Consider the following 23,851-nt stretch of genomic DNA (forward strand, 5'->3'; position numbering starts at 1 on the left):
GGGTTTAAACGCCTTGCGCGCGGCTTTGATTGGTTGATCTGAGGTAGGTCTACGAGGCACAATAGAAAAATGACCTATGAATAACCGTTGCTTGGCTATGGTGCCCAGCCTCAAGAAGGACTTGCCTAATGGCTCGTGATCGTTCGCTCAGATTTGCTCGAATCAACATCGTTACCCACCCTCATACCCCGGCAGGCTACATTGACCTGATGCGCACAGCCTTCATCAGCGGACAGAGCGTCGCAGTTCGTGGAGATCAGCATTTGATGATTGGGGAAATGCGTTATCTGAATGTTGACGAACCTCTTCAGGGCCTGTTTGGCCGCCTTTACCGCTTTATCCATATTGATAAGACTGCGCCGTGGTTCAACGTAGCAAAGAACGATGTGGCAACCAAAGAGGAGGTCGCGCAGATCAACATACCAGAGCATCTACGTCCTAACTGTGAGATGTTCGATTTTGTTTTCTACCCTCGCGGGCATGCTTTTTATCTTGAGACAAAGGCTGGACAGCGTTCACTGAGTCCAGGCTTGGCAACAAAAATGCTGAGGTCTTTGTTTGCTGTTCCAGAGGTCGTCAACAAATTCGGCCAAGTCGATGTGAACGTGTTTGCTGACAAAGGCCAGCTTGACCACATCCTCAAGATTCACCAACTCCGCCGCCTTATCATCGAAGTTAGCAAGCCCAATGCAGACGAGCTTGGAAGAGCGCACGAGAAAGTCTTTGGCCGTTTAGGAGCCATGAAAGCCCGGAAACTCAAAATGGAGATTATTGCCGAAAGTAAAGAGTCAATCGAGCTAGACGCACAGATCAAAATAGCAGCACAAGTAGCAGCGGCAGGAAATGGAAAAGTGGTTGGCTACGGTTATACGCCGAATGGAAACCGGGTTGAAGAGTCTACTCTTGCCAAGTCATGGGAAGACAACATCACTTATAACCCAGATTTGCAAACCGCTACGGATGCTCTAGTCGCTGCTACAGCAAACCTACCAGGACATGACTGAGAGAGAGATGGCAGATCAAAACGAACATGGGCTTAAAGCAGTACTGCAAGACTATTGGAAAGCATATGGTGGCTTGAAGGCGGTCACTCATTCTCCATATTTTTGGCTTTCCGTTGTATTGCTCGTGCTCACTGCTCATTTTTGGTTGACAAGCCCTTGGTGGGAGCAAGTTCTCTCAGTCATGCCCAATGTTCTTGGGTTTACCTTGGGTGGATTTGCCATCTTTCTTGGCTTTGGGGATGAACGCTTTAAAGAGCTCATTAGTGGACAAGAGGAGGGAGAAGATGGCCCTTCACCATACATGGAAGTTAGTGCCACTTTTCTACACTTTGTATTGATACAGCTGACTACTCTGTTGATGGCCATTGTGGTCAAAGCAACAAGTTTTGATCCCCCTGGCCACTGGAAAATATGCTTAGCACCTTTAGCCACGCTGAGGTTTATGGCTGATATGCTGGGATACTGGCTGTTTCTTTATGGTCTATGCATTACTGCAGCAGCAGCAATTGCTATTTTCCGGGTTTCCTCTTGGTACGATGCTCTTCAATCGGTTAACCGTCAAAACTCTGGATCGGATAAACAGTAAGTTAACCCCTCTTTCCACTGAAACCCCTCACAGATTTCCCCTCCCCACATGCCCCGCACAATGCGGGGCATGGCACATTTAGCACCCTTCATCGCCGCTCTGACGGTCGACCTCTCCAAACAAGCCGGAACGGAAGGCAAGGCGCCTCGCGTCGTCAAGCTGATCCCCGCCGGTAGTTTCCGCGCCCGAGACGGCCGGCCGGTTGAGGTGTCCGCCTGGAAGATGGATAGCGTGCAGGCCGCCATTTTGATTGCCGCAGCCACCGACCGGAGGACGCGCTATGTAATCGACTATGAGCATCAAACCCTGCGCAGTATTGAGAATGGCAAGCCCGCGCCTGCCGCTGGCTGGTTCCGCACGCTGGAATGGCGGGACGATGGACTTTACGCCGTCGACGTCGAATGGACGACAGCCGCCGCCGCGATGCTCGAGTCCGATGAGTATGGCTACCTCTCTCCCGTTTTTACCTACGACAAGGAAGGCCGCATCACGGGCCTGCTGCATGTCGCTCTGACCAATAACCCGGCGCTCGATGAGTTGCCGGAGTTGTCGGTCGCCGCCTTGTCGCTCTTAGCGACAGTTTCTCTCCCCCCAACCATCCAGGAGGAATCCATGGATATCGCCGAACTGCTGGAGCAATTGCGCTGGATGTTGAATCTGCCGGTGGGCGCAACGGTAGAAGACACCAAAGCACAGCTTCAGAAACTGATTGACCACTTGTCCGCCGGCCAAGGCACCGCCGCCGCCAGCGTTGACTTGCTCGGACTACTCACCGGCCAGCAGCAACGCATCGCCGCGCTGTCGGCAACCCAGGTCGACCCCGCCCGTTTCGTGTCGGTGGAGACCATGCGCGCCCTGCAAGACCAAGTAGCTGTGCTCACCGACAAGCTGCAGGGCGGCGAGGTTGAGCAACTGCTGACCGCGGCACTTTCCGACGGCCGGCTGTTGCCGGTACAGGAAGAATGGGCGCGCGGCCTGGGCAAATCCAATCTGGACGCGCTGCAGTCGTATCTTGCCAGCGCTCCGAAGATCGCCGCGCTGTCGGCGACCCAAACCCAAGGCAAGCCGCCCGCGGCTGATCCGAAAACCGGCTTGGATGCCGACACGCTTGCGGTTTGCAGCATGTTTGGCAACGACCCGGCCGCCGTGGCCGCCGCGATGAAGGAGTAAGCACGTCATGACCGCTACGACTCAAGACCGCAACACCCCGATGAAGGACGGCTCGCTGATCGTTGTGCCGGTGGCCGCGGGCCAAAAAATCCCGGCCGGGGCGCTGGTTGCAGCCAGCGCCACCGGATTCGCCACCAACGGCGCGACGGCGACGACCTTGGCCTACCTCGGCCGCGCCGAAGTGCTGGCCGACAACACGGCCGGAGCCGACGGCGCGATCAGCATGACGATCCGCCGCGGCAAGGCGTTCAAGTGGGCCAACGAATCCGGCGACCCGGTCACCCAGGCCAGCGTAGGCCGCGCCTGCTACATCGTCGACAACCAGACCGTGGCCAAAACCAACGGCACCAACACCCGCTCGCTGGCAGGCACCGTACTCGGTGTCGACGTCGACGGCGTGTGGGTCATCTAAGTCCAGGTCATCTAAACCCCAGCGACTGGAAGGAGCAAACCCCATGATCATCAACGCAGCTACGCTGAAGGCGATCTTCGTCAACCTGAAGACCACCTTCAACAACGCCTTCGACAGCGCGCCCAGCCAGTGGCAGAAAATCGCCATGCTGGTGCCGTCGACCGCCCGTTCCAACGATTACAAGTGGCTGTCCGCTTTCCCGCGCATGCAGAAGTGGATCGGCGAGAAAGCGGTCAAAGCGCTGTCCGCCTTCGGCTACAGCATCACCAACGACGACTGGGAAACCACCGTCGAGGTGGACCGCAACGATATCGACGACGACAACCTCGGCATCTACGCGCCGCAAGCGCAGATGGCGGGCTTCTCGGCCAAGCAGTTGCCGGACGAGATCGTGTTCGACTTGGTCAACAAGGCATTCAACAGCCTGTGCTACGACGGTCAGTACTTCTTCGACGTCGATCACCCGGTGGCCGATGCCTCGGTATCGAACAAGGGCACCAAGAAACTGTCCGCCGCGTCGCAAGCGGCCGCCCAGGCCAGCTACGGCGTTGCGCGCACGGCGATGAAGAAGTTCAAGGACGACGAAGGCCGCCCGCTGAACATCACCCCGAACGTGTTGCTGGTGCCGCCGGCCCTGGAAGACATCGCCCGCGCGCTGCTGAGCAACGACCGCCTCGACGATGGCAAGACCAACCCCTACAAAGGCACGGCCGAACTGGTGGTGGTGCCCTGGTTGACCTCGGACGATGCCTGGTTCCTGCTCGACACCACCAAGCCGGTCAAACCCTTCATCTACCAGGAGCGCAAAAAGCCGGTATTCGTCCAGCAGACCGATCCGCAGGCCGACGACGTGTTTAACCGCCGTAAGTACAAGTTCGGCGCGGAGGCTCGCGCGGCGGGGGGGTACGGTTTCTGGCAGCTGGCTTACGGCTCCGACGGCAGCGTAGCGTAACGGGGGCGTCATGGCTAAAACCAACACCAAGGCCGCGCCGAGCGGGGCGGCCGAAGAGAAGCTGCAGCAGCCCGCCACCCAAGTGGTGGAGCGGCCGGCCGCGCTGCCGCCGAGCATCCAGGAATCTGGCGCTGCGACCGAAGGCGATCTGCAGCAACCCGCCGCCCAAGTGGTGGAGCCGCCGGACGCGCTGCCGCCTGAAGTGACGGGGATGTTTGCCCCCGACACCGTCGAGGTGGTAGCGAAGTGCGAGCAGTTCCGCCGTGCCGGCCGCTGGTTTACTCGCGAAGTTACCCGGATCCCGCTGAGCGAGTTGACCGCCGCAGAGTTCGAAGTGCTGTGCCAGGAGCCGATGCTGTCCTTGCAGCTGCTCCGCGTCGGCGGGGGCGAATGAGATGTACGCCACCCGCGACGACATGGTGACGCGCTTCGGCGAAGGTGAAGTCATTGCGCTGACTGACCGCGCCTTTGCCGGCGCAGTCGACGAGACGGTACTGGCGGGCGCGCTGGAAGCGGCCGGCGTCGAGATCGACGGCTATATCAGCAGCCGCTACCGGCTGCCGCTGGCCCAGCCGCCGAAGATCCTCACCGGTTACGCCTGCGACATCGCGCGCTATCGGCTTTGTGGCAGCGGCACGCGGGTGACCGACGACATCCGCGACCGTTACCGCGATGCTGTCAAGTTCCTTGAACTGGTGGCCGCGGGCAAGGTCACGCTGGGCGGCATGCCGGACGGCGCGCCCATGCCAACCGACAACACCGTGCAGTTCGCCAGCGGCACGCGGGTGTTCGCGCGGGATGGAGGGCTGTTCTGATGATCATCGCCAGAACCGAAGAGGCCATCATCGCGCGTTTGCGGCTGGGCCTCGGCCGCATGGTCCGCGAAGTCGGCAGCTATGGCGGCGAACTGGACGATGGTCTGGAGGAAGCCATCCGGCGTTTCCCTGCGGCATGGGTGACCTTCGGCGGTGTTCCCAGGACCGAGCCGTACTCGGCGTCGAAGTGGAAATTCAAAGCCGACGCCAGCTTCGTCGTGATGGTGGGCGACCGCAGCGTGCGCAGCGAAGCGGCCAGCCGTACCGGCGGCGCGGCCGCGGCGGAAGTCGGCACTTATCGGCTGGTCACCGCGGTGCGTCGCTTGCTGTCGGCTCAGGACCTGGGTCTGCCGATTCATCCGCTGCAGCCCGGCCGGATTCGCACCCTGTTCAACTCCCGTCTGGAGAACGACGCGTTCTCGGTGTTCGCCTGCGAGTTCTCGACCTTCTGGATGGAAGAAGCCCTGCCGCACCTGCGCTGGCCGACGCCGCCGGCTGCCGGCGCGCCGGATGCGGTTAACGACCCGGACGCGGTGTTCACCGGCTACCAGGGCAAGACCGGCGAGCCGGATCCGGATTGGCTGCGCACCGGCCTGAATTACCACTTGATGCCGGACGACGGCCAGCCCGACGCCTCGGACATCCTCACCAGGAGCGATCCATGAAAGTGAAAGCCGCGCCCGGCATCAAGGTGCCGAGGGAAGACAAACCGCGTGAGTTCATCACCGACGCCGCCGCGGTGGACGTGCCGAACAGCGCCTATTACCTGCGCATCCAGGCGGATGGCGATCTGATCGAGATCGACGCCGCCGACAGTGCCAAAACCACCGCAAAGAAAGGGGGTGAATGATGGCCAGCCCGAATATCAGCTTCGACAGCATTCCGGCCAGCATCCGCAAGCCCGGAAAGTACTTCGAATTCAATACCAAGCTGGCGGTGCGCACACTGCCGGGCAATCCGCAGCGTGTGCTGGTGCTGGGCCAGAAACTGGCCGCCGGCACCCAGGCGGCGATGATGCCCGTCGACGTGTTCAGCGACGAGCAGGCCGCCCAGGCTTTCGGCCGCGGCTCTCAGCTGCACTTGATGGCCCGCGCCGCAATCACGGCTTACCCGTACCTGCAGCTGACCGCCGTCGCCATCGTGGATCCGGCTGGCGTGGCGGCATCGGGCACGGTGACATTGACCGGCACCGCCACCGGCAGCGGCGTGCTGAAGCTGTGGGTCGGCGCGACTCGGGTCGATGTCGCGGTCAACAGCGGCGACACTGCCGCCGCCGTGGCGACGGCCCTCGGCGCGGCGCTGGCCGCCCGGCCGGATTTGCCGGCGACCGGCGCGGTGGCGTCGGGCGTGGTCACCGTGACCTGCGTCCACAAGGGCACCATCGGCAATGACCTGAAGCTGGTGGCCAGCGCCACCGCGCCCGGACTCTCCGCCGCGGTGGTGACCCTGGCAGGCGGCACTTTGGACCCGGACTATACCGCCACCTTGGCGGCAATGGCCGGAGGCGGGCACAACATCATTGTGGCCCCGCTGTCGAGCCAGGCGCAGCTGACCGTGATCCGCAGTCACCTGGACTTCGTGTCCGGGCCGATGGAGCAACGCGGTGCCATTGGCGTATTTGGTTGGCCTGGCTCGCTGGCGAGCGGCACCACCCTGGCCGGACAGATCAACAGCGGCCGCATCACTGGCGCATGGCATCGAGGCGCCTTGCGCCTGCCCTGCGAAATTGCCGCCGCCTACGCCGCCGTATTGGCCAGCGAGGAGGATCCGGCGCGGCCGCTGAACACCCTGGAGCTGGCGGGCATCGACGTGACCGGCATTGACCAGCGGCCGACCCGGACCGAGCAGGAAAACGCCCTGTACAACGGCATGACGCCGCTGGAGATCGGCCCCGGCGACCGGGTGCAGATCGTGCGCGCCATCAGCACCTACACCAAGGACGCCCAGGGCGTGGACGACGTGGCGCTGCTGGACATCACCACCATTCGCACCCTGGACTACGTGCGCAAGGCGTGCCGTGAGCGGATCTCGCTGCGCTTCCCGCGCGAGAAGCTGTCAGAGCGCACCCCGGACAAGGTGCGTTCGGAGCTGTTCGACGTGCTGCTGAAGCTGGAAGAACTGGAGATCGTCGAAGCGGTGGAGGCCAACAAGGACGGCCTGATCGTCGAGCGCGACAGCCAGGACGTGAACCGCCTGGATGCCAAGATACCGGTGGACGTGGTCAACGGCCTGCACGTGTTCGCCGGACGCATCGACCTGCTGCTGTAAACAACCAGGGGCGGCGCAGGCCGCCTCGCATCAACCAGGAGGACATCATGGCGCTTCAGGAATACGCAGGGGCCATCGTGCTGGAAGTCGACGGCAAGGAAGTCGAAGTCATCGACATCAGCATCAGCACAAAGACCGGCCGGAAGCTGGTCAAGACCATGAACAAGACCGGCCGGGCCAAAGGTTTCGCCAAGGGCATCGCCGAATACGACCTGTCGGTAACCGTCGCCATCCCGCTGAGCGGCGACCTGGACTGGGAGGCGATTGAAGGCGCGAAGCTGACCATCTACCCGAACAGCGCAGGCGGCAAGCGTGAAAGCTATCTCGACTGCTTCACCACCGAGACCGGCGACAAGTACTCCGTCGACAACGAAGCACGCCGCGACCTCAAGCTGCAGGCGCTGCGCCACGTGAAGGAATAAACGCACCATGACCGAAAAAGGCGAACTGCAGTACGGCGTCGAGTATCCGGCCGGATCCGGCCAGATGCACTACGAATTCGAGATTCGCTTGCCCACCGTAAGCGACAACATCGACGCCATCGAGACCAGCGGCGGCGGCTCCAATTTGCGCCTCAACACCATGATGCTGGCGGCCAGCCTGGTGAAGCTGGGCGGCATCCCGCGCGAGGCGATCACCTTTGAGCTGTTGGGCACCATGGTGGATGACGACTACGACGTGATGACCGATGCGCGAGATCGTCTCAAAAAAAAGCGGATGCGGCCGAAGAGCAACTCAGCGGCTTCCGACTCGCCGTCGTCCTCCTCGGCCGGCACGGCATCCCCGAGTCCCGGATCCGGGAGCTGAACGCCGTCGAGTTTGAAGGCTACCTTGCCGCCGTCAATAGCTTGTATGGCGGCAAGACACGCCCGCGGGGCAGCGTCGAGCAGCGCAGCATTAAATCCCAGCGCAAAAGGAAGCCCGGTTAAACATGGCAAGAGAACCTGAAGTCGGCCTAACCCTCAAGGCCCGCGACGAAGCCTCGCGTCCGATTGCGCGGGCGATGCAGGATCTTGAGAAGAACACTCAGCGCGCCGAGAAAGCGGTCATTGGCCTGTCGCGCGAAAGCCAGCGCATGGCCAGCGCCAGGGAGCAACTGGGCGTCAGGTCAGAACGCACCATCCAACGCGAGATTCAGCAGACCGAGGCCGCCTACAAGCGCCTTGCCAGCAGCGGCACCATGACGGCGCGGGAGCAAACCCGCGCCTACAGCGCCATGCGGGACCAGGTCAAAGAGCTGCGCCGGGAGATGACCGGCGTCAGCCAGCTGCAGCGCAACTTTTCGGCTGGGTCGAAAGTGCTGGCATCCGTCGCGGCGGGCGGCATCGCTGGGAGCGCCGTGTTGGCAAACCCGATGCGCAGAGTGGCCAGCTACGATATGCGCTTGGCGCAAATGGCGAACACCGCGTTCAACGACACAGAGGAGAACGGGCGCAAGCTCTCCGTAGATGAGCAGTTGCAGCGCCGACGTGCAGGCAAATCCCAGTTAGAGGGATACATCAGGGCGGCAACAGTTGAGGGCGGAACCCGAGATGATAACGCCGCAGCCCTCGACAAGCTGATCGCGCGCGGCATCTTCTCGCCGCAGGAGGCCGGCAAGCTACTGCCGATGATCAGCAAGGCGGCTACTGCAGCAGGCTCCAACGCAGAGGAAATGACCGGCGTGGTCATGGCGGCGGTGCAGAACGCCAAGATTCCGGTAGACCAGATTCCAAAAGCGCTCGGGATGGCGTTGAAGTCTGGACAGTTGGGTGGTTTCGAGTTGAAGGACATGGCCACCTGGTTGCCCAAAATGTTGGCAATGGGTGGAGCTGCAGGGCTTCGAGGAGCGGACGGTCTGGCAAAGATACTTTCTGTAAGCCAAATGGCGGTTACCGCTGCAGGAGGAACTGACGAGGCAGGTAATAACGTCGTCAATTTCTTGCAGAAAATCACATCGGCAGATACCGCCAACGACTTCAAGAAGATCAGCGCTCGCACTATGGGTGACAAAAAGAAAGGCGAGAAAGGTATAGATTTATACGGCACTTTGATAAATGCACGAGCAAAAGGAATGGATTCCGTTGATGCGTTTACTGCACTTGTAGGAAAAGTTGCTCGTGCTGACCCTGCATTTGCCAAACTGCAGCAGCAAGTAAAAGCCTCCGCGGATGATAAAGACAAATCTGCAATGTATGGCAGCATGGCCGATATCCTGATGGCGAAAGGGATTGGCAAGACATTGCAGGACAGGCAAGCATTACTTGGTGTTCTGCCAATTTTGTTTGATCCTGCGAAATTGGCGGAGTTGAATAAAAGAACAAAAGAAGGTGGGGAGCAAGATGTAGAAACAAACCACCTATTCATCAAAGAGCAGGCCGGATTCAAGTTCCAGCAGGCGGAGAACGTCAAGGAACAAGGACAGTACGACTCCATCGGCAAGTTCAACAATGTAGTGGGCGATGTGGCCGGCAAGTTGGCGGAATATGGATCCCAGTACCCCGGCCTGACTGCGTCCTTGGTTGGAGCCACGACCGCAGTCAGCGCCTTGGCCGCCGCAGCCGGCGCGGCCGCATTGCCGATGCTGCTGATGGGCAAAGGCGGTTTGCCCGGCATTTTGGGCGGCGGCGCAGGCGGCGGGATCCTCGGCCGGGCAGCCAGCGGGGCCGGCGTCGCGCTCCGGGCCGGCGGCGTGGGGCTGGCCGGCCTGGCGGGCTACGGCGTTGGGTCACTGCTCAACTCGGGAATTACCTGGGGGCTGACAGCAACGAATGGCGGCAAAGAGCGGACGCTGGGTACCTGGCTTTACGACATGGTCAACGGCGACAAGGACGCCAAGCTGCTGGGTCCAACGCAACTATCAAAGCGTAATGACCCCAGCGCCGCCGCGCCGATTCCGCAGCTCAATCTGCTGCAGTCGGCGGTCAACGCGTCGACCAAGTTGGACTTCGCGGCGCAGAAGATGCAGCAGGCCACCAGCCAGCCCATCCCGATCAAGGTAACGGTGGATGTTCAGAACGGCAACATCGTCGCTGCCGTCAATGCCGCCAACACCACTACCGGCAGGAGGTTTTAGATGGCCTGGGCCGACACCCTGCTTGACGCCAGTTTCCGCGGCGTGACCTTCGATTGCCTGCGCGCCCAGGACAGCGCACAGCGCGACTCGGCAAGCCACGAATACCCCTACCTGGACGGCGCGGACGTGGAAGACCTGGGCCGCAAGGCCCGACACATTACGATGTCGGCCGCCTTCTTCGGCAAGGACTACGAAAGCCGCCTGCAAGCCTTCCTGAAAGTGCTGGACGAGCCGGGCCACGGCGAGCTGATCCACCCGGTGTTCGGCAGCATCAAAGCGGCCCAGCTCCTCAGCTACGAAATCGGCCACGACGCCGACAGCCCGGATTACTGCACGCTGGAGCTGGCTTTCGTCGAAGCCACACCCGGCAACCCCTTCTTTGTCCAGCAGCTGCCGGTGCAAAAGGCCGAGGCAGTCAGCCTGCTGGCGGAAACGGCCCGCTTCAACGGTATCGAGGTGTTCGCCTCGGCGATCTCTGCCTTGAGCGGCGTCACCGGCAGTCTGTCGCGCTTGAATGCGTTGCGCGACGTGATGACGGGCACGCTGGGCGCGATTCGCAGCCAGCTGCAGAGCATCATCGGCACCACGCTGGATCTGATCGACTACCCGCGCGCGTTTGCCAGCGACGTGGTCAGCCTGGTTAACGGCATGGCGGATCTGCGCAGCTTCGATTCCGGCGTGATCATGTCGGACTGGAAAAGCCTCACGGGTCAACTCAACAATGTTGTCCAGTTGCCGGGCGCGGTGGCGTCGGGATCCGCAGGTACGACAGGAAGCGGCGGAGAGTCTGGCGGCAGTGTCGGGGCTGAAGCCAAGCCGATTCCCGCGAAGGCGGAAGATGTCGCGCTGGTGACGGCCGTAGTACAGACGACAGTGGCCACTACGCTGGCCGAGGTGGCGGGCCAGATCCTGGCCGCCGAGGCGGAGAAGCCGACCTTATCCCCTCCCGAAGTCGAACGGATTGCCAATGACGTGCGTGGCTCCATTCAGCAAGCCATTGAAACGCACCGCCAGCTGTTCCCAGTCGAAGTTTTCCGGCCCGTCACCGAGGCGCTGAAAGACACCGCCCTGGGCACCCAGGACGCCGCCTCGGCGGTGATTGAGGCGCTGCCCCCGCTGATCACCAGGACCGTCGAGGCGCCTGGCAATCTGCACTTGGCCGCTTTCCGGTGGTATGGCGATTACACGCGGGCCCAGGAGCTGGCGCGGCTGAACCCGCACTTGATCAACCCGAACGCGCTGCAAGTGGGAGACGTGCTCAATGCCTACGCCAGATAACACGGTCAGCGTGCTGATCGGTGGCCGGGTCCACCAGCAATGGACCAGCTACGAGATCGACTCGGATCTGATGATCCCGGCCGACGCCTGGCAGGTGTCGCTGGGCTTGCCCAAGGGCGAGTTCCCTCCGCTGGTGGAGGCCGGAGCCAGCGTAGTGGTGCGGATCGGCCGCGACACGGTGCTAACCGGTCAGATAGACGAGATTGCAGACCCCATCGACAAGAACAGCCACACACTGAGTCTGTCCGGCCGTGACGGCGCGGCGGTGCTGGTGGACTGCTCCAGCCCCATCTTCACCGCAAAGCAAGCGACGCTGGCCGAGGTGGTGGCCAACGTGGTCAGGCCGTTGGGCATCAGCAAGATCCGCATCGACGCGGCCCGGTCGATGACGTCGGAGAAAATCAACGTGGAGCCAGGCGACACCGCATGGGAAACCCTGGTCCACGCCGCTGAGGCGAACGGGCTGTGGCCCTGGTTCGAGCCAGACGGCACCCTGGTGATCGGCGGCCCGGACTACAACACCCCGCCAGTGGCCAGCCTGGTGATGCGCCGCGAAGGCAAGGACAACAACGTGATCAGCTTGAGCCGGGTGCGCTCAATGGCGGAGCGCTACTCCGAGTTCACGGTGCTGGGCCAACGCCATGGCACAGCAACGGAAAACGGCAAGCACGCGCTCAAGAGCACGGTGCGGGATCCCGGCGTCAAGATCTATCGACCCAAGATCATCGTCGACCACGAGGCCGAGAACACCGAGGCGGCGCGCGCTCGCGGCCGCAAGCTGTTGTCCGACTCCAGATTGAAGGGCTTTACGCTGACCGCCAAGGTGGCCGGCCACCGCACAAGCGGTGGCGTGTTGTGGCAGCCTGGCCAGCGCATTCATGTGATCAGCGACGCCCACGGCATCGACGCGACCTTCTTTCTGATGGCGCGCAAGTTCCAGGGTGGCCGGGGCCAGGGAACCGTCACAACGCTGACGCTGAAGGAAGACAAGGTCTGGGTGCTGGACGCCCACCCGCATAAACGCAAGCACCGCCGCGGCAAGAACGGATCGGCGGGGCTGGAAGCCGTGGACGTGAGCAAATGATCAACGAAATCGACAAGCGCATCCGTCGGGCGATGTCCAGCGTGCGCCAGGCGTTCCGCGGGGTACTGACACGCGTCAGCAGCGGCCCGGCGGTGCAACTGGCCCAGGCTGACGGCCTGGCCGGCGAACGCCTACAGGACAATGAGCTGTTCCAGCACTACGGACTGACCAGCAACCCGCCGCCGGGCACCATGGCGGTGATCCTGCCGGTGGGCGGTAAAACCGCTCACGGCATCGTGATCGCCACCGAGCACGGCAGCTACCGGTTGAAGTCATTAGCCCCTGGTGAGGTGGCGCTCTACACCGACGAAGGCAGCAAGATCGTGATGAAGCGCGGCCGGCTGATCGAGACCGACTGCGATGTGTTTAAAGTCAACTGCCAGACCTGGGAAGTTAACGCCAGCGCCAGCGCCACCTTCAACACCCCGGCGCTGACGGCCAGCGCGGTGTTCAACGCCCATGGCCAGATCAACGGCAGCGGTGGGATGGCGATCAGCGGCGGCAGCGGCGCGCATGTGGATGGCACGCTGACGGCGACAGAGGATGTAGTGGCTGGCGGCAAGAGCGGCGCGCACCATACGCACCCAGGGGACTCGGGCGGGGTGACAGGGCCGCCGAACTAAAGACATTCCCTATGGATAATTTGCAAGCCATTTGGCATTATGTGCATTTAATCCAACATGGGGCCAACATGAAATCAATGTTACAACAGACTGCTTTTGATGGAGCAATCGATAGCGAACTGATAATGGCGTTGTTGAAGGAGATCTCGGATCGGTCCTATATCTTCAAATCTGAAGCATGTGAGCGCAGTTTGAACCGAGAGGGTTTCTCGCGAGAACAAGTGATGGCGCACTACCTTCTGATTGCTGAGCAGGAATGGATTATGGGCCATGTCGACATTCATCAGGCGAAAGCAGTTGCATTGCGGCTTAGTTGGAGCGGGCACCAGATGCTTAAGTCACTTGAGAACAAGCAAATTGATGTGTTAAGCGCCCTATAACAGCGCACTGAAGCCCATCACATGAGCTTCGCCACAACCATGCCCCGACAATCGGGGCATGGACGCTTTAATTGACCCCAAAACCGGCGACTACGCCGGATCCCGCACCGACACCCTGGCCAATGCCGTCTACCTGAGGCTGATGACCCCGCTGGGCAGCTGGTGGGCCGACCCCTCCTTGGGTTCGCGCTTGCACGAGCTGCAGCGAGAGAAGGACGTCAGCCGCGTGGCGGTGCTGGCCCGCCAATACTCCGAACAGGCGCTTGCGCCGCTGATCAAGGACGGTCGCGCCAACAGCGTGGCCGTCACCACGTCTCGCCAGCAACCCGGCTGGCTTGAGCTGCACATCCAGGTCGAAGACATCAGCGGCCGTGTACAACGCTTTCAGCACCCGGTGAGGGTCGCGTGATGGCCTTCTCCGTTCCCGCATTCGCAAAGATCCGCGAAGATCTATTGCGGGACATCAAGAACCAGTTGCCGGATGCCGACACTGGCCCCGACAGCGACTACTTCATCCGCGCCAGCTCGGTCGCCAGCGCCGTTGAAGGGCTGTACCAACATCAAGCATGGATCGTGCGCCAAATCTTCCCCGACACCGCCGACCGAGAGTATCTGGAGCTGCACGCCCGTGTCCGCGGCCTGGCCCGCAAGGTGGCGGTGGCTGCACAGGGCCAGATCAAGGCATACGGCACGTCGGGCGCGTCTGTGCCGACTGGTCTATCCGCAAAGCTGGGCGACCAGGTGTATACCACTACGTCGGCCGGTGTGATCGACGGCACCGGCATTGCAACCGTGACGGCCGTCGCCAATACCGCCGGGACCGTCGGCAACGCCACGGCCAATGCAGCGCTGGAGCTGACCGCCGCGCCGTCCGGCGTCACCAGCGCGGCCAGCATCGTGACAATGACCGGCGGAGTGGATGAAGAGGACGACGCGGCGCTGCTGGCGCGGCTGCTGGAGCTGATCCGCCGCCCGCCGGCCGGCGGCAACCGTCACGATTACCGGCGCTGGGCGATGGAGGTGCCGGGCGTAACCGCCGCCTACGTCTATCCGCTGCGCCGTGGCCTCGGCACCGTCGACGTTGTGGTCACCTCTGCTGGGTCTTTGCCTTCCGAAGCGACTATCGAGGCTGCGCAGGACTATCTCGACGAGCGTCGACCCGTTACCGCCAAGAATTGTTTGGTTCTGTCGCCGACGCCGAAGACAACTAATGTCAGCATGCTGGTTCAACTGTCCGGCATCACTCTTGCCGCCGCGACAGCGCAGATTGAAGCTGCACTGGCCATTTACTTTGACCAGTTAGCGCCTGGCGAGACTGCCATCAAGAGCCAACTCGAAGCACTGGTTTCTGATCTGACGGGCATCGTTGACCGAGCTGTGACCTTGCCAACAGCAAACGTAGTCCCGGTGGTCGATGAGATCAAAGTCGAGTGGGTTCGCTTGGGTATCGTCACCATCGCGGTGATGTCATGAACCACGATGAGCTGCTCACTCTGTTATTGCCCCCCACGAGCTATGCGGCCGCAACGGGAGGTTCTCTTGAGGCTGAGCTTTCTGCTGAAGGCAATGCGCTCGATGTTGTGCAAGCCTCCGCGCGCTCTGCAGTAGGTGGAGTAACGCCATTTTTGTCGCAGCAGATGTTGTTGGATTGGGAGCGGGTGTGTGGCATCACTCCGGCAGCGAACGCCCCCTATCAACAGCGGCTGCAGACCGTTCTAGCCAAGCTGGCAGAAATTGGTGGTTTGTCCATTCCGTATTTCATCCGCTTGGCGGCGGGGCTGGGTTACCAGATCACCATCAACGAGCCGCAGCCATTCCGCGCTGGCCTCAACTGCGCGGGGATCCACTTTGGACTGCTGATATTTTGTGGGTATGGCAAGTACTGGTTCATGGAGACCCGACTCAGACGTATCGGTTTCAAGCGGGGCTATCTGCTGCTGGTGAGAGACTGATGGAGTTCGGCGACCAAGCCATTGAGACGGTGTTTAACGATCTGAAGCCTGCCGATACTTTCGTTTACTTTGCCTATCAGGAGGCATAGCTATGCAAGACGTAATGCAACCCATTGGGACACCTGATGGGCTTTTCCATGATGGCAACCCGGCCACCGGCCAACTGGGAACTATCGTTTCGGCCTTGTGGTTGAATGCCTCTCAGGGGGCTATCCGATCAACGCAGTCTGAACTGCTCGCCGTGCTGGCGGCGGCGGGGGTCGGTATTGACCCTGGCAGTACTACCCAGGTCATTGAGGCGATCAAGAAGATCGCATGGGGTGGAACAGGAGCGGCGCGCCCGACGACTTTGGCGGGTTATGGTATTACCGATGCTTACACGAAGACGGCGACAGATAGCCAAATGGCTGGCAAGGCGAATGTGGCAACAACCCTTGCCGGTTATGGCATTACCGACGCATTAGGCTACCGTGGGGAGTTGGATTCTGCGCAGATTAACACGGCAACGAACATTGGGATCTGGCGAGTACTCTACTCAGGCTATTCGACTACTTTGGTTGTCTCTGACGCGGGTGGCTCTGTTGGATCCGTGCAAACAGAATACGCCCACACCGGCCTCGTGCGCTGGCGTAACAAAACCGACGGTACAACATGGAGTGCCTGGAGAAACCTTGCAACGCAGGCCACCACTTTGGCGGGTTATGGCATTACCGACGGCGCAACGCAAGCAAGCGTAGCAACGGCAATTTCAACCGCATCGCCGCCGGGCCTCGTTGCGCTCTTTGGCATTGCGTTGAACACCGCTCCGCCGACTGGCTGGCTTGTTGCTGACGGGTCTGCGGTATCTCGAACGACATACTCGACGCTCTATGCCGCAATTGGCACGCAGTTTGGCACGGGCAATGGGTCTACAACATTCAATTTGCCCGATGCGCGCGGCGTGTTTTTTCGCGGGTTTGACAACAACCGCGGTATAGACGTTGGCCGGGTCTATGGCAGCGAACAGGGCGACGCGCTGGCATCGCATACACACACGCCGCCTAACCAAACGGGCATTGCGGCGACCGTCTCAAGCTCGGGCGTGAAGACCCTGGGTGGTTCGTCATACGATGTGCTCGCAAACGTGGGCTATACCGGTGGCGGCGAGACCAGACCACGCAACATCGCGCTGCTCGCATGCATTAAGTTCTGATTCCGATGGAGAGCAAAATGTCCACTTCTGCATGGAAAACTGTCTACTGCTACAGCGCCGAAACTGGCGAGTATGTCGGCGAAACCTTCGCCCAGCGCTCGCCGCTTGACGATGACGATGTCTATTTGACCCCTGCTTGGGCTGCAGACGAACCACCGCCCCAGGTTGGCCCACGACAAGCGGCAGTATTCAGAGCTGAAGATGGGGCCGTCCCGAGCCATTGCACTGGTGGCGAATGGTGCGTGCTGCCAGACTGGCGTAGTGTCCCGTTATGGAGCAAGACCAATGCACAACCGGTGGCTGCACAAATCGGAGACACGCCGGAGCGCCTGCAAGCGACCGAACTGGAGCCGTCAGCATTTTGTCTATGGGACGGTGATAGCTGGGAAGTAGATACCGCTACCCGCCTTGCCGCGCTGACAGCGACGGCAGAGGCGGAGATCGCATCTCTTCGTGTCGCCGCTGATGCAGCGATTGTGCCATTGCAAGATGCTGTTGATTTGCAAATGGCAACACCAGAAGAAGAAGAGAAGTTGACTGCATGGCGGCGTTATAGGGTCGAGCTGTCACGTGTTCGCCAGCAGTCGGGTTTCCCCATCTCAGTCGTCTGGCCGCCGCTGCCGGCGTAATGCTTCGCAAGTGCCAATAATTCTGTAAATTTGCGAAAATCTGCGGTTGTGTCTGGTGACAAAACATTTGCAAATGAGTGCCAAAATGCGCGCCGCGTTACAGCGGCTGCTTTGTTTGAGCGATTTGACGTTAGCAAATCGCGAGTTCAGCCGCGCCTCGGGCCTGACGGGAACCGGCGGGAAGCCGCAGGCCAGGCTTGCAGGGCGGCCTTTGGGGTGAAGGGGAATTTGGCCGCGCAAATTCCCCTTCCTGCCCGCCGGGCAGCCCCGGCAATGCAAACTATCATCCGCGCAGCGGATTCCAGGCCTTGGAGCCATCACTCAGAAAGATCGTGAACAGGCTCTTAGATCACCGCCCACAGTCCGCAGATCGCGAACAGGATCAGCACCCCGGTCAGGATCTGGGCGGTGGTGCGTTCTTTTTGCAGCGCCCGTTTCAGGTTGTCGTGCACGCTTTCCAGTTTTTCCAGCCGCTGTTCCAGCTCGGCGCGGGTTTCATCCTGCCGCGCCAGCGATTGCAGCATCGCCTCGCCGCCCACCTCGGTGATCAGTTCCTTATTCCATACCCCCAGCAGCTTGTTGACCTTGTCCTTGAAGTACAGCGCGGAACGCTGGTTGGCGTCCTGCCATTCAAATTCAAAGCCCTGACTGGCGTAAAAGGCGTTGCGTTGCAGCCTCTCTTCTTCCGACGAGGTCTGGCTCATGGCGATCATGCCGGGGCTGATGGCGTGGTCCGGACAAATGCCCTTGGCCCAGGCGATGACGCTGGCGAACAGAAAAGCGTCGAGTCCGGTGCCGACAAAGCCGGGGCTGGCCTGCACGCCGCTTTTGGGGCCGAAGGTGACGGTGCGGCTGGGCCGGTCCACGCGCACCCAGGCGCAGTTGTGGGCGGCTTGGAAATGGCTGTCCTCGCCCTCGAACAACTGCCAGCGGTGGCCGTCGGCGCGGGCGTAGCCGCGAAACTGCAGCCGGAAGAAGTCGGATTGCTCGGTCATGGCCCGGCTGCGCTGCAAGATGCCGTAAATGGGCGTGCCGTTGGCGGTCAGCGTCAGAATGGTCTCGCCCAGCGGAATGGCCAGCGTGGCCAGGGTGTTTTCGTTTTCCGGAGCGCGGAGCACCGGTTCTTCGGCGGTGGGCGCCGGGTTGGCGGCCTGGTTCGGACTGGTCATCTGCTGCCTATGCTGGGGTGTTCTGGGGGCCTGTTTGCGGTGGTCATCAGGCGCTGGGCTCGTGAACGGGCGGACGGCCGCCGCGGGCGGGCGTCACGGGACGCTTATTGTACCAATCTAGACGGCTTGGGGAATCCTTGCTCGCATGACATCCGGCATGAGGGCAAACGGCGGCCAATTTGGCGCGCTGCACGGTCAATGCGTAGTTTTACTTAGAATATTGCAGATCAATAAAAGCTTTATTTCAAACAAACACTTATTGGTTGCGCTAAATAATCACATAATAAAATGTGAATGTGTTACTTGTATTGGGTAATGGTGTGGCATATCGTGCCCCCAATCATTAAATACAATCGGTCATTATGCTTGCTCAAACGGATACGGACGGTTCTACCTCCTCCGCAAACATCAGCGATTTGGGCTTGCTGGGCTTGGTCCTGCTGGCCCAGTTCCACGGCGTAGCCGCCGACCCGGCGCAACTCACCCATCAATACGGCCGCCAGGCCGAACCCTTCAGCGAAACCGACCTGCTGCTGGCCGCCAAAGGCCTGGACCTTAAAGCCCGCATCGTCAAACAAAGCCCGGATCGCCTCAGCCTGACCGCCTTGCCGGCGCTGGCGCTGCGGCCGGACGGCGAACACTTCATTATCGCCCGCTGCGACGGCGACAAAGTGCTGATCCACGACCTCAAACACGGCCGGCCGCAAGTGCTGAGCCAGGCGGAGCTGACGGCGCGCTACGCCGGCCGGCTGCTGCTGCTGGCCTCGCGCGCGTCCGCTGCGGGGGCCTTGGCCAAGTTCGACTTCACCTGGTTCGTGCCCGCCATCGTCAAATACCGCAAACTCTTGCTGGAAGTGCTGGCGGTGTCGCTGGTGTTGCAGCTGTTCGCGCTGGTGACGCCGCTGTTCTTCCAGGTGGTGATGGACAAGGTGCTGGTCAACCGCGCCTTCAACACCCTGGACGTGATCGCCGTCGGGCTGTTGATCCTGTCGCTGTTCAATGTGGCGCTGTCGGCGCTGCGCAGCCACGTGTTCGCCCACACCACCAGCCGCATCGACGTGGAACTGGGGGCGCGGCTGTTCCGCCACCTGCTGGCGCTGCCGCTGGCCTACTACGAAGCGCGGCGGGTGGGGGACACCGTGGCGCGGGTGCGCGAGCTGGACAATATCCGCAACTTCCTCACCGGCCAGGCGCTGACCACGGTGCTGGACCTGCTGTTCTCCTTCGTGTTCCTGGCGGTGATGTGGTACTACAGCGGCTGGCTGACCCTGATCGTGCTGGTGTCGCTGCCGTGCTACGCGCTGTGGTCGGCCGGGCTGACCCCGCTGCTGCGGCGGCGTCTGGACGAGAAGTTCGCGCGCGGCGCCGACAACCAATCCTTCCTGGTGGAAGCGGTGGGCGGCATCGGCACCATCAAGGCGATGGCGGTGGAACCGCACATGACCCGGCGCTGGGACAACCAGCTGGCCGCCTACGTGGCCGCCGGCTTCCGCGTCACCCGGCTGGCCAATATCGGCCAGAACGGCGTGCAACTGATCCAGAAGCTGGTCACCGTCGCCACCCTGTGGCTGGGCGCGCGGCTGGTGATCGCCGGCGAGCTGTCCGTCGGCCAGCTGATCGCCTTCAATATGCTGGCCGGCCAGGTGGCGGCGCCGGTGGTGCGGCTGGCGCAGCTGTGGCAAGACTTCCAGCAGATCGGCATCTCGGTGGAACGGCTGGGCGACATCCTCAACACCCGCAGCGAACTGCCGGCCAGCCGCGCGGCGCTGCCGGCGATCCAGGGCCGCATCCAGTTCGACCAGGTGGTGTTCCGCTACCGCCCGGACGGCCCGGAAATCCTGCGCGGCCTCAGCCTGGACATCCGGGCCGGCGAAGTCATCGGCATCGTCGGCCGTTCCGGCTCCGGCAAAAGCACGCTGACCAAACTGGTGCAACGCTTGTACGTGCCCGAATCCGGACGCGTGCTGGTGGACGGCAACGACCTGGCGCTGGCGGACCCGGCCTGGCTGCGGCGGCAGATCGGCGTGGTGCTGCAAGAAAACCTGCTGTTCAACCAAAGCATCCGCGACAACATCGCGCTGGCCGAACCCGGGCTGGCGCTTGACCACGTGATCCAGGCGGCCAAACTGGCCGGCGCCCACGACTTCATCATGGAACAGGCCGAAGGCTACGACACCATGGTGGGCGAACACGGCGCCAGCCTGTCCGGCGGCCAGCGCCAGCGCATCGCCATCGCCCGCGCGCTGATCAGCAAGCCGCGCATCCTGATTCTGGACGAAGCCACCAGCGCGCTGGACTACGAATCCGAACGCGCGATCATGCAAAACATGCGCGCCATCTGCCAGGGGCGCACCGTGCTCATCATCGCCCACCGCTTGAGCACCGTGCGCGGCGCCAGCCGCATCATCGCCATGGACCAAGGCCGCATCGTCGAAAGCGGCCGCCACGAAGACCTGCTCCGCCAGCCCGACGGCTACTACGCCCGCCTGCACAGCCTGCAACAAGGATAAACCCGTACATGAAGCACCAACTGCACGCGCTGCGCGACTTCGCGCGGCGCTACCGGCAGGCCTTTGCCGCGCACTGGGCCATCCGCCGCCAACTGGACCCCCAGCCGCGGCGCGAAGACGAACTGGCCTTCCTGCCCGCCCACCTGGAACTGACCGACAGCCCGCTGTCCCCGCTGCCGATGTGGAGCATGCGCCTGATCGGCGCGCTGTTCCTCATCGCGCTGCTGTGGTCCGCGCTGGGCCAGCTCGACATCGTCGCCGTCGCCGGCGGCAAGACCGTCAGCGGCGGCCGCACCAAAATCCTGCAGCCGCTGGAACCCAGCGTGGTCAAAGCCATCCACGTGCGCGACGGCCAGCAAGTCAAGGCCGGCCAAGTGCTGATCGAACTGGACGCCACCGGCGCCAGCGCCGACAAACAAAAGGCCGACGACGCCCACGCCGCCGCCGCGCTGGCCGCCGCGCGCTACCAGGCGCTGCTGAATGCGCTGGACAGCGGCCGGCTGCCGCAGCTGCCGGCCACCCCCGGCGTCGCCGACAGCCAGAGACTGGCCGAAGAAAGCCTGGCGCTGGGCCAATGGCGCGGCTACCAGGCCAAGCTCGAAGCGCTGAACGCCACCCTGCGCCAACGCCAGGCCGAACACGCCACCACCCGCCAGCAAGTGAGCAAACTGCAAGCCACCGGCCGCATCGCCGCCGCGCGCGAACACGACTACCAAGACCTGCTGGCCAAGAACTTCATCTCCAAGCACGCCTACCTGGACAAACAACAAGCGCGCATCGAACAGGCCGGCGACCTGGCCAGCCAGCAAAGCCGGCTGCAAGAACTCGACGCCGCCATCGCCGGGCAAGAACAAGAGCGCAAAGCGCTGCAAGCCAACTTCCGCAGCGAGGCCCTCGACAAACTGCGTGAAGCGCGCGAACAAATGCGCCAATACGGCGAAGACCAGAAAAAGACCGGCCAACGGCAGGCGCTGACCCGGCTGACCGCGCCGGTGGCCGGCAGCGTGCAGCAACTGGCCATCCACACCGTGGGCGGCGTGGTCACCGAGGCGCAGCCGCTGCTGGCGGTGGTGCCGCGGGACGAAACCCTGGAAATCGAAGCGCAGATCGAAAACAAAGACATCGGCTTTGTGCGGCCGGGGCAGGCGGCCACCGTCAAAGTGGAAAGCTTCCCCTACACCCGCTACGGCTACCTGGACGGCGTGGTGGACAGCGTCAGCCACGACGCGATGCAAGACGAGAAGAAGGGCTTGGTGTTCCTGGCGCGGATCCGGCTCAAGCAAGACCACCTGAGCATAGACGGCGCGCGGGTGCGGCTCAGCGCCGGCATGACGGTGAGCGCGGAAATCAAGACCGGTCGGCGGCGGGTGATCGACTACTTCCTGAGTCCGCTGCAACAGCATGTTGGCGAAGGCCTGCGCGAGCGTTGAGATGAAACTGCTGCTGATCCACCAAAACTTCCCCGGCCAGCTGCGCCACATCGCCGAACACCTCAAACAGCGGCCGGACATCGAACTGCTGGCGGTAGGGCGCGACAGCGCGCCCGGCCTGGCCGGCGTCAAACTGCTGCGTTACCGGCCGCATCGCGGCCCGCATCGGCACACCCACCCCTATCTGCACAGCTACGAAGACGCGGTGCTGCACGGCCAGGCGGTGCTGCGCGCCTTGCAGCCGCTGCAACAGCGCGGCTACCGGCCGGACGTCATCCTGGCCCACCCCGGCTGGGGCGAAACCCTGTTCCTCAAAGACCTGTTCCCGGCGGCGCGGCTGATCCACTACAGCGAGTACTACTACCACGGTCAAGGGGCCGACGCCGACTTCGATCCGGAATTCCCGCTCAGCCTGGACGGCGCGGCGCGGCTGCGGGCGCGCAACGCGCTGCACCTGCTCAACCTGGAACACGCCGATCAAAGCGTCACCCCCACTCACTGGCAACACAGCCTGCACCCGGCGGCCTACCGGCCGAGTGTGCAGATCCAGCACGAAGGCATCCGCTGCGGCCAACTGGGGCCGGACCCGACGGCGACGCTGACCCTGCCCAACGGCCGGACGCTGCGCGCCGGCCAGCCCATCGTCAGCTATGTGGCGCGCAACCTCGAACCCTATCGCGGTTTCCACAGCTTCATGCGCGCGCTGCCGGCGCTGCTGCGGCAACGGCCGGACAGCCAGATCGTCATCGTCGGCGGCGACGGCGTCAGCTACGGCAGCGCGCCGCGCGACGCGGCCAACTGGCGCGAAAAACTGCTGCGTGACAAGCCGGTGGACCCGGAGCGGGTGCACTTCCTGGGCAAAGTGCCGTACGAGGTTTACCGAAAGGTGCTGCAAGTGTCGGCGGTCCATGTCTACCTGACCTATCCCTTCGTGCTGTCGTGGAGCCTGCTGGAAGCAATGGCCAGCGGCTGCCGCATCGTGGCGTCGGATACCGCGCCGGTGCGGGAAGTGATCCGGGACGGGGAGAACGGCGAGCTGACCGACTTCTTCGACGCGGCGGCGTTGGCGGAGAAGGTGGGGGCGGCCTTGGAGACGGACGGCGGCGGGCTGCGGCTTGCGGCGCGGGAGACGGCGGCGCGTTACAGCGTGGAGGCGGGGCTGGCGGGCTATCGACGGTTGTTGGGTTTGCCGGCGGAGTGAAGGCGGCTTAGAGCCTATTCAAAGTCTCGCGAGCAAGGGCGAGACAAGGCGAAAACCACTGAGAAAGCGGAATGTACAAGTGGTACATGAGTATTTCGAAGGGGTTTTCAACGCCGTATCGCCGAAGCGCAGCAGACTTTG

The 23,851-nt window shown here is 62.3% G+C and carries 26 protein-coding genes; 25 read left to right on the forward strand and 1 reads right to left on the reverse strand.

Annotated elements, in window-relative coordinates; genetic code table 11:
* The first annotated feature begins 128 nt into the window (after window positions 1-128).
* From HQN78_RS04110 to HQN78_RS04215, 22 genes are all read left to right on the forward strand, one after another.
* Window positions 129-1,004 carry a DUF4747 family protein gene (locus HQN78_RS04110; RefSeq protein WP_235088113.1) on the forward strand — a complete coding sequence of 292 codons (876 nt, stop codon included), beginning with the start codon at window positions 129-131 and terminating at the stop codon, window positions 1,002-1,004.
* Window positions 1,005-1,011: 7 nt separating this feature from the next.
* Entirely contained in the window at window positions 1,012-1,590 is a 579-nt protein-coding gene (locus HQN78_RS04115; protein WP_235088115.1) for a hypothetical protein, read from the forward strand.
* Window positions 1,591-1,659: 69 nt separating this feature from the next.
* Entirely contained in the window at window positions 1,660-2,760 is a 1,101-nt protein-coding gene (locus HQN78_RS04120) for a phage protease (RefSeq protein WP_235088116.1), read from the forward strand.
* Between the two features lie 7 nt (window positions 2,761-2,767).
* On the forward strand, window positions 2,768-3,172 hold the full coding sequence (locus tag HQN78_RS04125; protein ID WP_235088118.1) for a hypothetical protein: 405 nt from the start codon (window positions 2,768-2,770) through the stop codon (window positions 3,170-3,172).
* A gap of 43 nt (window positions 3,173-3,215) precedes the next feature.
* The gene (locus HQN78_RS04130; protein ID WP_107732766.1) at window positions 3,216-4,124 is read left to right on the forward strand and encodes a Mu-like prophage major head subunit gpT family protein; all 909 of its coding nucleotides are present in this window, start codon (window positions 3,216-3,218) and stop codon (window positions 4,122-4,124) included.
* Between the two features lie 10 nt (window positions 4,125-4,134).
* Window positions 4,135-4,518, forward strand: a complete 384-nt coding sequence (locus HQN78_RS04135; RefSeq protein ID WP_235088120.1) for a hypothetical protein — start codon at window positions 4,135-4,137, stop codon at window positions 4,516-4,518.
* Window position 4,519: 1 nt separating this feature from the next.
* Complete coding sequence (locus HQN78_RS04140; RefSeq protein WP_235088122.1) at window positions 4,520-4,939, forward strand: gp436 family protein; 420 nt, start codon at window positions 4,520-4,522, stop codon at window positions 4,937-4,939.
* Complete coding sequence (locus tag HQN78_RS04145; RefSeq protein WP_235088125.1) at window positions 4,939-5,604, forward strand: DUF1834 family protein; 666 nt, start codon at window positions 4,939-4,941, stop codon at window positions 5,602-5,604. Before HQN78_RS04140 ends, HQN78_RS04145 begins: the two co-directional genes overlap by 1 nt.
* Window positions 5,601-5,789, forward strand: coding sequence for a DUF2635 domain-containing protein (locus HQN78_RS04150; RefSeq protein ID WP_235088127.1), 189 nt, complete (start codon window positions 5,601-5,603; stop codon window positions 5,787-5,789). Before HQN78_RS04145 ends, HQN78_RS04150 begins: the two co-directional genes overlap by 4 nt.
* Window positions 5,789-7,207, forward strand: a complete 1,419-nt coding sequence (locus tag HQN78_RS04155; RefSeq protein ID WP_235089753.1) for a phage tail sheath subtilisin-like domain-containing protein — start codon at window positions 5,789-5,791, stop codon at window positions 7,205-7,207. The genes HQN78_RS04150 and HQN78_RS04155 overlap by 1 nt, the downstream gene beginning before the upstream one ends.
* Window positions 7,208-7,254: 47 nt before the next feature.
* Window positions 7,255-7,629, forward strand: coding sequence for a phage tail protein (locus HQN78_RS04160; RefSeq protein ID WP_235088129.1), 375 nt, complete (start codon window positions 7,255-7,257; stop codon window positions 7,627-7,629).
* A gap of 7 nt (window positions 7,630-7,636) precedes the next feature.
* Window positions 7,637-8,014: a hypothetical protein gene (locus HQN78_RS04165; protein WP_235088131.1), complete on the forward strand. Its 378-nt coding sequence runs from the start codon at window positions 7,637-7,639 to the stop codon at window positions 8,012-8,014.
* A 124-nt stretch (window positions 8,015-8,138) separates the two neighbouring features.
* Window positions 8,139-10,262 carry a phage tail tape measure protein gene (locus HQN78_RS25660; protein ID WP_304502836.1) on the forward strand — a complete coding sequence of 708 codons (2,124 nt, stop codon included), beginning with the start codon at window positions 8,139-8,141 and terminating at the stop codon, window positions 10,260-10,262.
* On the forward strand, window positions 10,263-11,540 hold the full coding sequence (locus tag HQN78_RS04175) for a DNA circularization protein (protein WP_235088133.1): 1,278 nt from the start codon (window positions 10,263-10,265) through the stop codon (window positions 11,538-11,540).
* On the forward strand, window positions 11,524-12,624 hold the full coding sequence (locus tag HQN78_RS04180; protein ID WP_235088135.1) for a phage baseplate assembly protein: 1,101 nt from the start codon (window positions 11,524-11,526) through the stop codon (window positions 12,622-12,624). The genes HQN78_RS04175 and HQN78_RS04180 overlap by 17 nt, the downstream gene beginning before the upstream one ends.
* Window positions 12,621-13,247 (forward strand): phage baseplate assembly protein V, encoded by a 627-nt coding sequence (locus HQN78_RS04185; protein ID WP_235088138.1) that lies wholly within the window; start codon window positions 12,621-12,623, stop codon window positions 13,245-13,247. Before HQN78_RS04180 ends, HQN78_RS04185 begins: the two co-directional genes overlap by 4 nt.
* An 11-nt stretch (window positions 13,248-13,258) precedes the next feature.
* Window positions 13,259-13,627: a hypothetical protein gene (locus HQN78_RS04190; protein WP_235088140.1), complete on the forward strand. Its 369-nt coding sequence runs from the start codon at window positions 13,259-13,261 to the stop codon at window positions 13,625-13,627.
* A gap of 58 nt (window positions 13,628-13,685) precedes the next feature.
* Window positions 13,686-14,036 (forward strand): phage GP46 family protein, encoded by a 351-nt coding sequence (locus tag HQN78_RS04195; protein WP_107732775.1) that lies wholly within the window; start codon window positions 13,686-13,688, stop codon window positions 14,034-14,036.
* Window positions 14,036-15,100, forward strand: coding sequence for a baseplate J/gp47 family protein (locus HQN78_RS04200; RefSeq protein ID WP_235088143.1), 1,065 nt, complete (start codon window positions 14,036-14,038; stop codon window positions 15,098-15,100). Before HQN78_RS04195 ends, HQN78_RS04200 begins: the two co-directional genes overlap by 1 nt.
* Complete coding sequence (locus HQN78_RS04205) at window positions 15,097-15,579, forward strand: putative phage tail protein (protein WP_235088145.1); 483 nt, start codon at window positions 15,097-15,099, stop codon at window positions 15,577-15,579. The genes HQN78_RS04200 and HQN78_RS04205 overlap by 4 nt, the downstream gene beginning before the upstream one ends.
* Window positions 15,580-15,670: 91 nt before the next feature.
* A complete protein-coding gene (locus tag HQN78_RS04210) occupies window positions 15,671-16,771 on the forward strand; it encodes a phage tail protein (RefSeq protein ID WP_235088148.1) in 1,101 nt (366 codons plus the stop codon).
* 17 nt (window positions 16,772-16,788) lie between these two features.
* Complete coding sequence (locus HQN78_RS04215; protein ID WP_235088150.1) at window positions 16,789-17,400, forward strand: tail fiber assembly protein; 612 nt, start codon at window positions 16,789-16,791, stop codon at window positions 17,398-17,400.
* Between the two features lie 344 nt (window positions 17,401-17,744).
* Here HQN78_RS04215 and HQN78_RS04220 read toward each other — a convergent pair whose 3' ends face one another.
* The gene (locus tag HQN78_RS04220) at window positions 17,745-18,569 is read right to left on the reverse strand and encodes a hypothetical protein (RefSeq protein WP_107801110.1); all 825 of its coding nucleotides are present in this window, start codon (window positions 18,567-18,569) and stop codon (window positions 17,745-17,747) included.
* A gap of 362 nt (window positions 18,570-18,931) precedes the next feature.
* On the opposite strand from HQN78_RS04220, the gene HQN78_RS04225 reads away from it, so the two are divergent.
* From HQN78_RS04225 to HQN78_RS04235, 3 genes are read left to right on the forward strand one after another with little or no spacing between them, the layout of a single operon-like run.
* Window positions 18,932-21,079 (forward strand): type I secretion system permease/ATPase, encoded by a 2,148-nt coding sequence (locus HQN78_RS04225; RefSeq protein ID WP_235088152.1) that lies wholly within the window; start codon window positions 18,932-18,934, stop codon window positions 21,077-21,079.
* Window positions 21,080-21,087: 8 nt separating this feature from the next.
* A complete protein-coding gene (locus HQN78_RS04230) occupies window positions 21,088-22,509 on the forward strand; it encodes an HlyD family type I secretion periplasmic adaptor subunit (RefSeq protein WP_107801108.1) in 1,422 nt (473 codons plus the stop codon).
* A gap of 1 nt (window position 22,510) precedes the next feature.
* Window positions 22,511-23,710: a glycosyltransferase family 4 protein gene (locus HQN78_RS04235; RefSeq protein ID WP_235088154.1), complete on the forward strand. Its 1,200-nt coding sequence runs from the start codon at window positions 22,511-22,513 to the stop codon at window positions 23,708-23,710.
* Window positions 23,711-23,851 lie beyond the last annotated feature (141 nt).

Origin of the sequence: Chromobacterium sp. Beijing (genome assembly GCF_021496765.1) — a bacterium.
Lineage (GTDB): Bacteria > Pseudomonadota > Gammaproteobacteria > Burkholderiales > Chromobacteriaceae > Chromobacterium.

Coding starts and splice junctions, on each gene's coding strand:
- HQN78_RS04110 (WP_235088113.1), top strand. CDS start 129: ATGGCTCGTGATCGTTCGCTCAGATTTGCTCGAATCAACATCGTTACC.
- HQN78_RS04115 (WP_235088115.1), top strand. CDS start 1,012: ATGGCAGATCAAAACGAACATGGGCTTAAAGCAGTACTGCAAGACTAT.
- HQN78_RS04120 (WP_235088116.1), top strand. CDS start 1,660: ATGGCACATTTAGCACCCTTCATCGCCGCTCTGACGGTCGACCTCTCC.
- HQN78_RS04125 (WP_235088118.1), top strand. CDS start 2,768: ATGACCGCTACGACTCAAGACCGCAACACCCCGATGAAGGACGGCTCG.
- HQN78_RS04130 (WP_107732766.1), top strand. CDS start 3,216: ATGATCATCAACGCAGCTACGCTGAAGGCGATCTTCGTCAACCTGAAG.
- HQN78_RS04135 (WP_235088120.1), top strand. CDS start 4,135: ATGGCTAAAACCAACACCAAGGCCGCGCCGAGCGGGGCGGCCGAAGAG.
- HQN78_RS04140 (WP_235088122.1), top strand. CDS start 4,520: ATGTACGCCACCCGCGACGACATGGTGACGCGCTTCGGCGAAGGTGAA.
- HQN78_RS04145 (WP_235088125.1), top strand. CDS start 4,939: ATGATCATCGCCAGAACCGAAGAGGCCATCATCGCGCGTTTGCGGCTG.
- HQN78_RS04150 (WP_235088127.1), top strand. CDS start 5,601: ATGAAAGTGAAAGCCGCGCCCGGCATCAAGGTGCCGAGGGAAGACAAA.
- HQN78_RS04155 (WP_235089753.1), top strand. CDS start 5,789: ATGGCCAGCCCGAATATCAGCTTCGACAGCATTCCGGCCAGCATCCGC.
- HQN78_RS04160 (WP_235088129.1), top strand. CDS start 7,255: ATGGCGCTTCAGGAATACGCAGGGGCCATCGTGCTGGAAGTCGACGGC.
- HQN78_RS04165 (WP_235088131.1), top strand. CDS start 7,637: ATGACCGAAAAAGGCGAACTGCAGTACGGCGTCGAGTATCCGGCCGGA.
- HQN78_RS25660 (WP_304502836.1), top strand. CDS start 8,139: ATGGCAAGAGAACCTGAAGTCGGCCTAACCCTCAAGGCCCGCGACGAA.
- HQN78_RS04175 (WP_235088133.1), top strand. CDS start 10,263: ATGGCCTGGGCCGACACCCTGCTTGACGCCAGTTTCCGCGGCGTGACC.
- HQN78_RS04180 (WP_235088135.1), top strand. CDS start 11,524: ATGCCTACGCCAGATAACACGGTCAGCGTGCTGATCGGTGGCCGGGTC.
- HQN78_RS04185 (WP_235088138.1), top strand. CDS start 12,621: ATGATCAACGAAATCGACAAGCGCATCCGTCGGGCGATGTCCAGCGTG.
- HQN78_RS04190 (WP_235088140.1), top strand. CDS start 13,259: ATGGATAATTTGCAAGCCATTTGGCATTATGTGCATTTAATCCAACAT.
- HQN78_RS04195 (WP_107732775.1), top strand. CDS start 13,686: ATGGACGCTTTAATTGACCCCAAAACCGGCGACTACGCCGGATCCCGC.
- HQN78_RS04200 (WP_235088143.1), top strand. CDS start 14,036: ATGGCCTTCTCCGTTCCCGCATTCGCAAAGATCCGCGAAGATCTATTG.
- HQN78_RS04205 (WP_235088145.1), top strand. CDS start 15,097: ATGAACCACGATGAGCTGCTCACTCTGTTATTGCCCCCCACGAGCTAT.
- HQN78_RS04210 (WP_235088148.1), top strand. CDS start 15,671: ATGCAAGACGTAATGCAACCCATTGGGACACCTGATGGGCTTTTCCAT.
- HQN78_RS04215 (WP_235088150.1), top strand. CDS start 16,789: ATGTCCACTTCTGCATGGAAAACTGTCTACTGCTACAGCGCCGAAACT.
- HQN78_RS04220 (WP_107801110.1), bottom strand. CDS start 18,569: ATGACCAGTCCGAACCAGGCCGCCAACCCGGCGCCCACCGCCGAAGAA.
- HQN78_RS04225 (WP_235088152.1), top strand. CDS start 18,932: ATGCTTGCTCAAACGGATACGGACGGTTCTACCTCCTCCGCAAACATC.
- HQN78_RS04230 (WP_107801108.1), top strand. CDS start 21,088: ATGAAGCACCAACTGCACGCGCTGCGCGACTTCGCGCGGCGCTACCGG.
- HQN78_RS04235 (WP_235088154.1), top strand. CDS start 22,511: ATGAAACTGCTGCTGATCCACCAAAACTTCCCCGGCCAGCTGCGCCAC.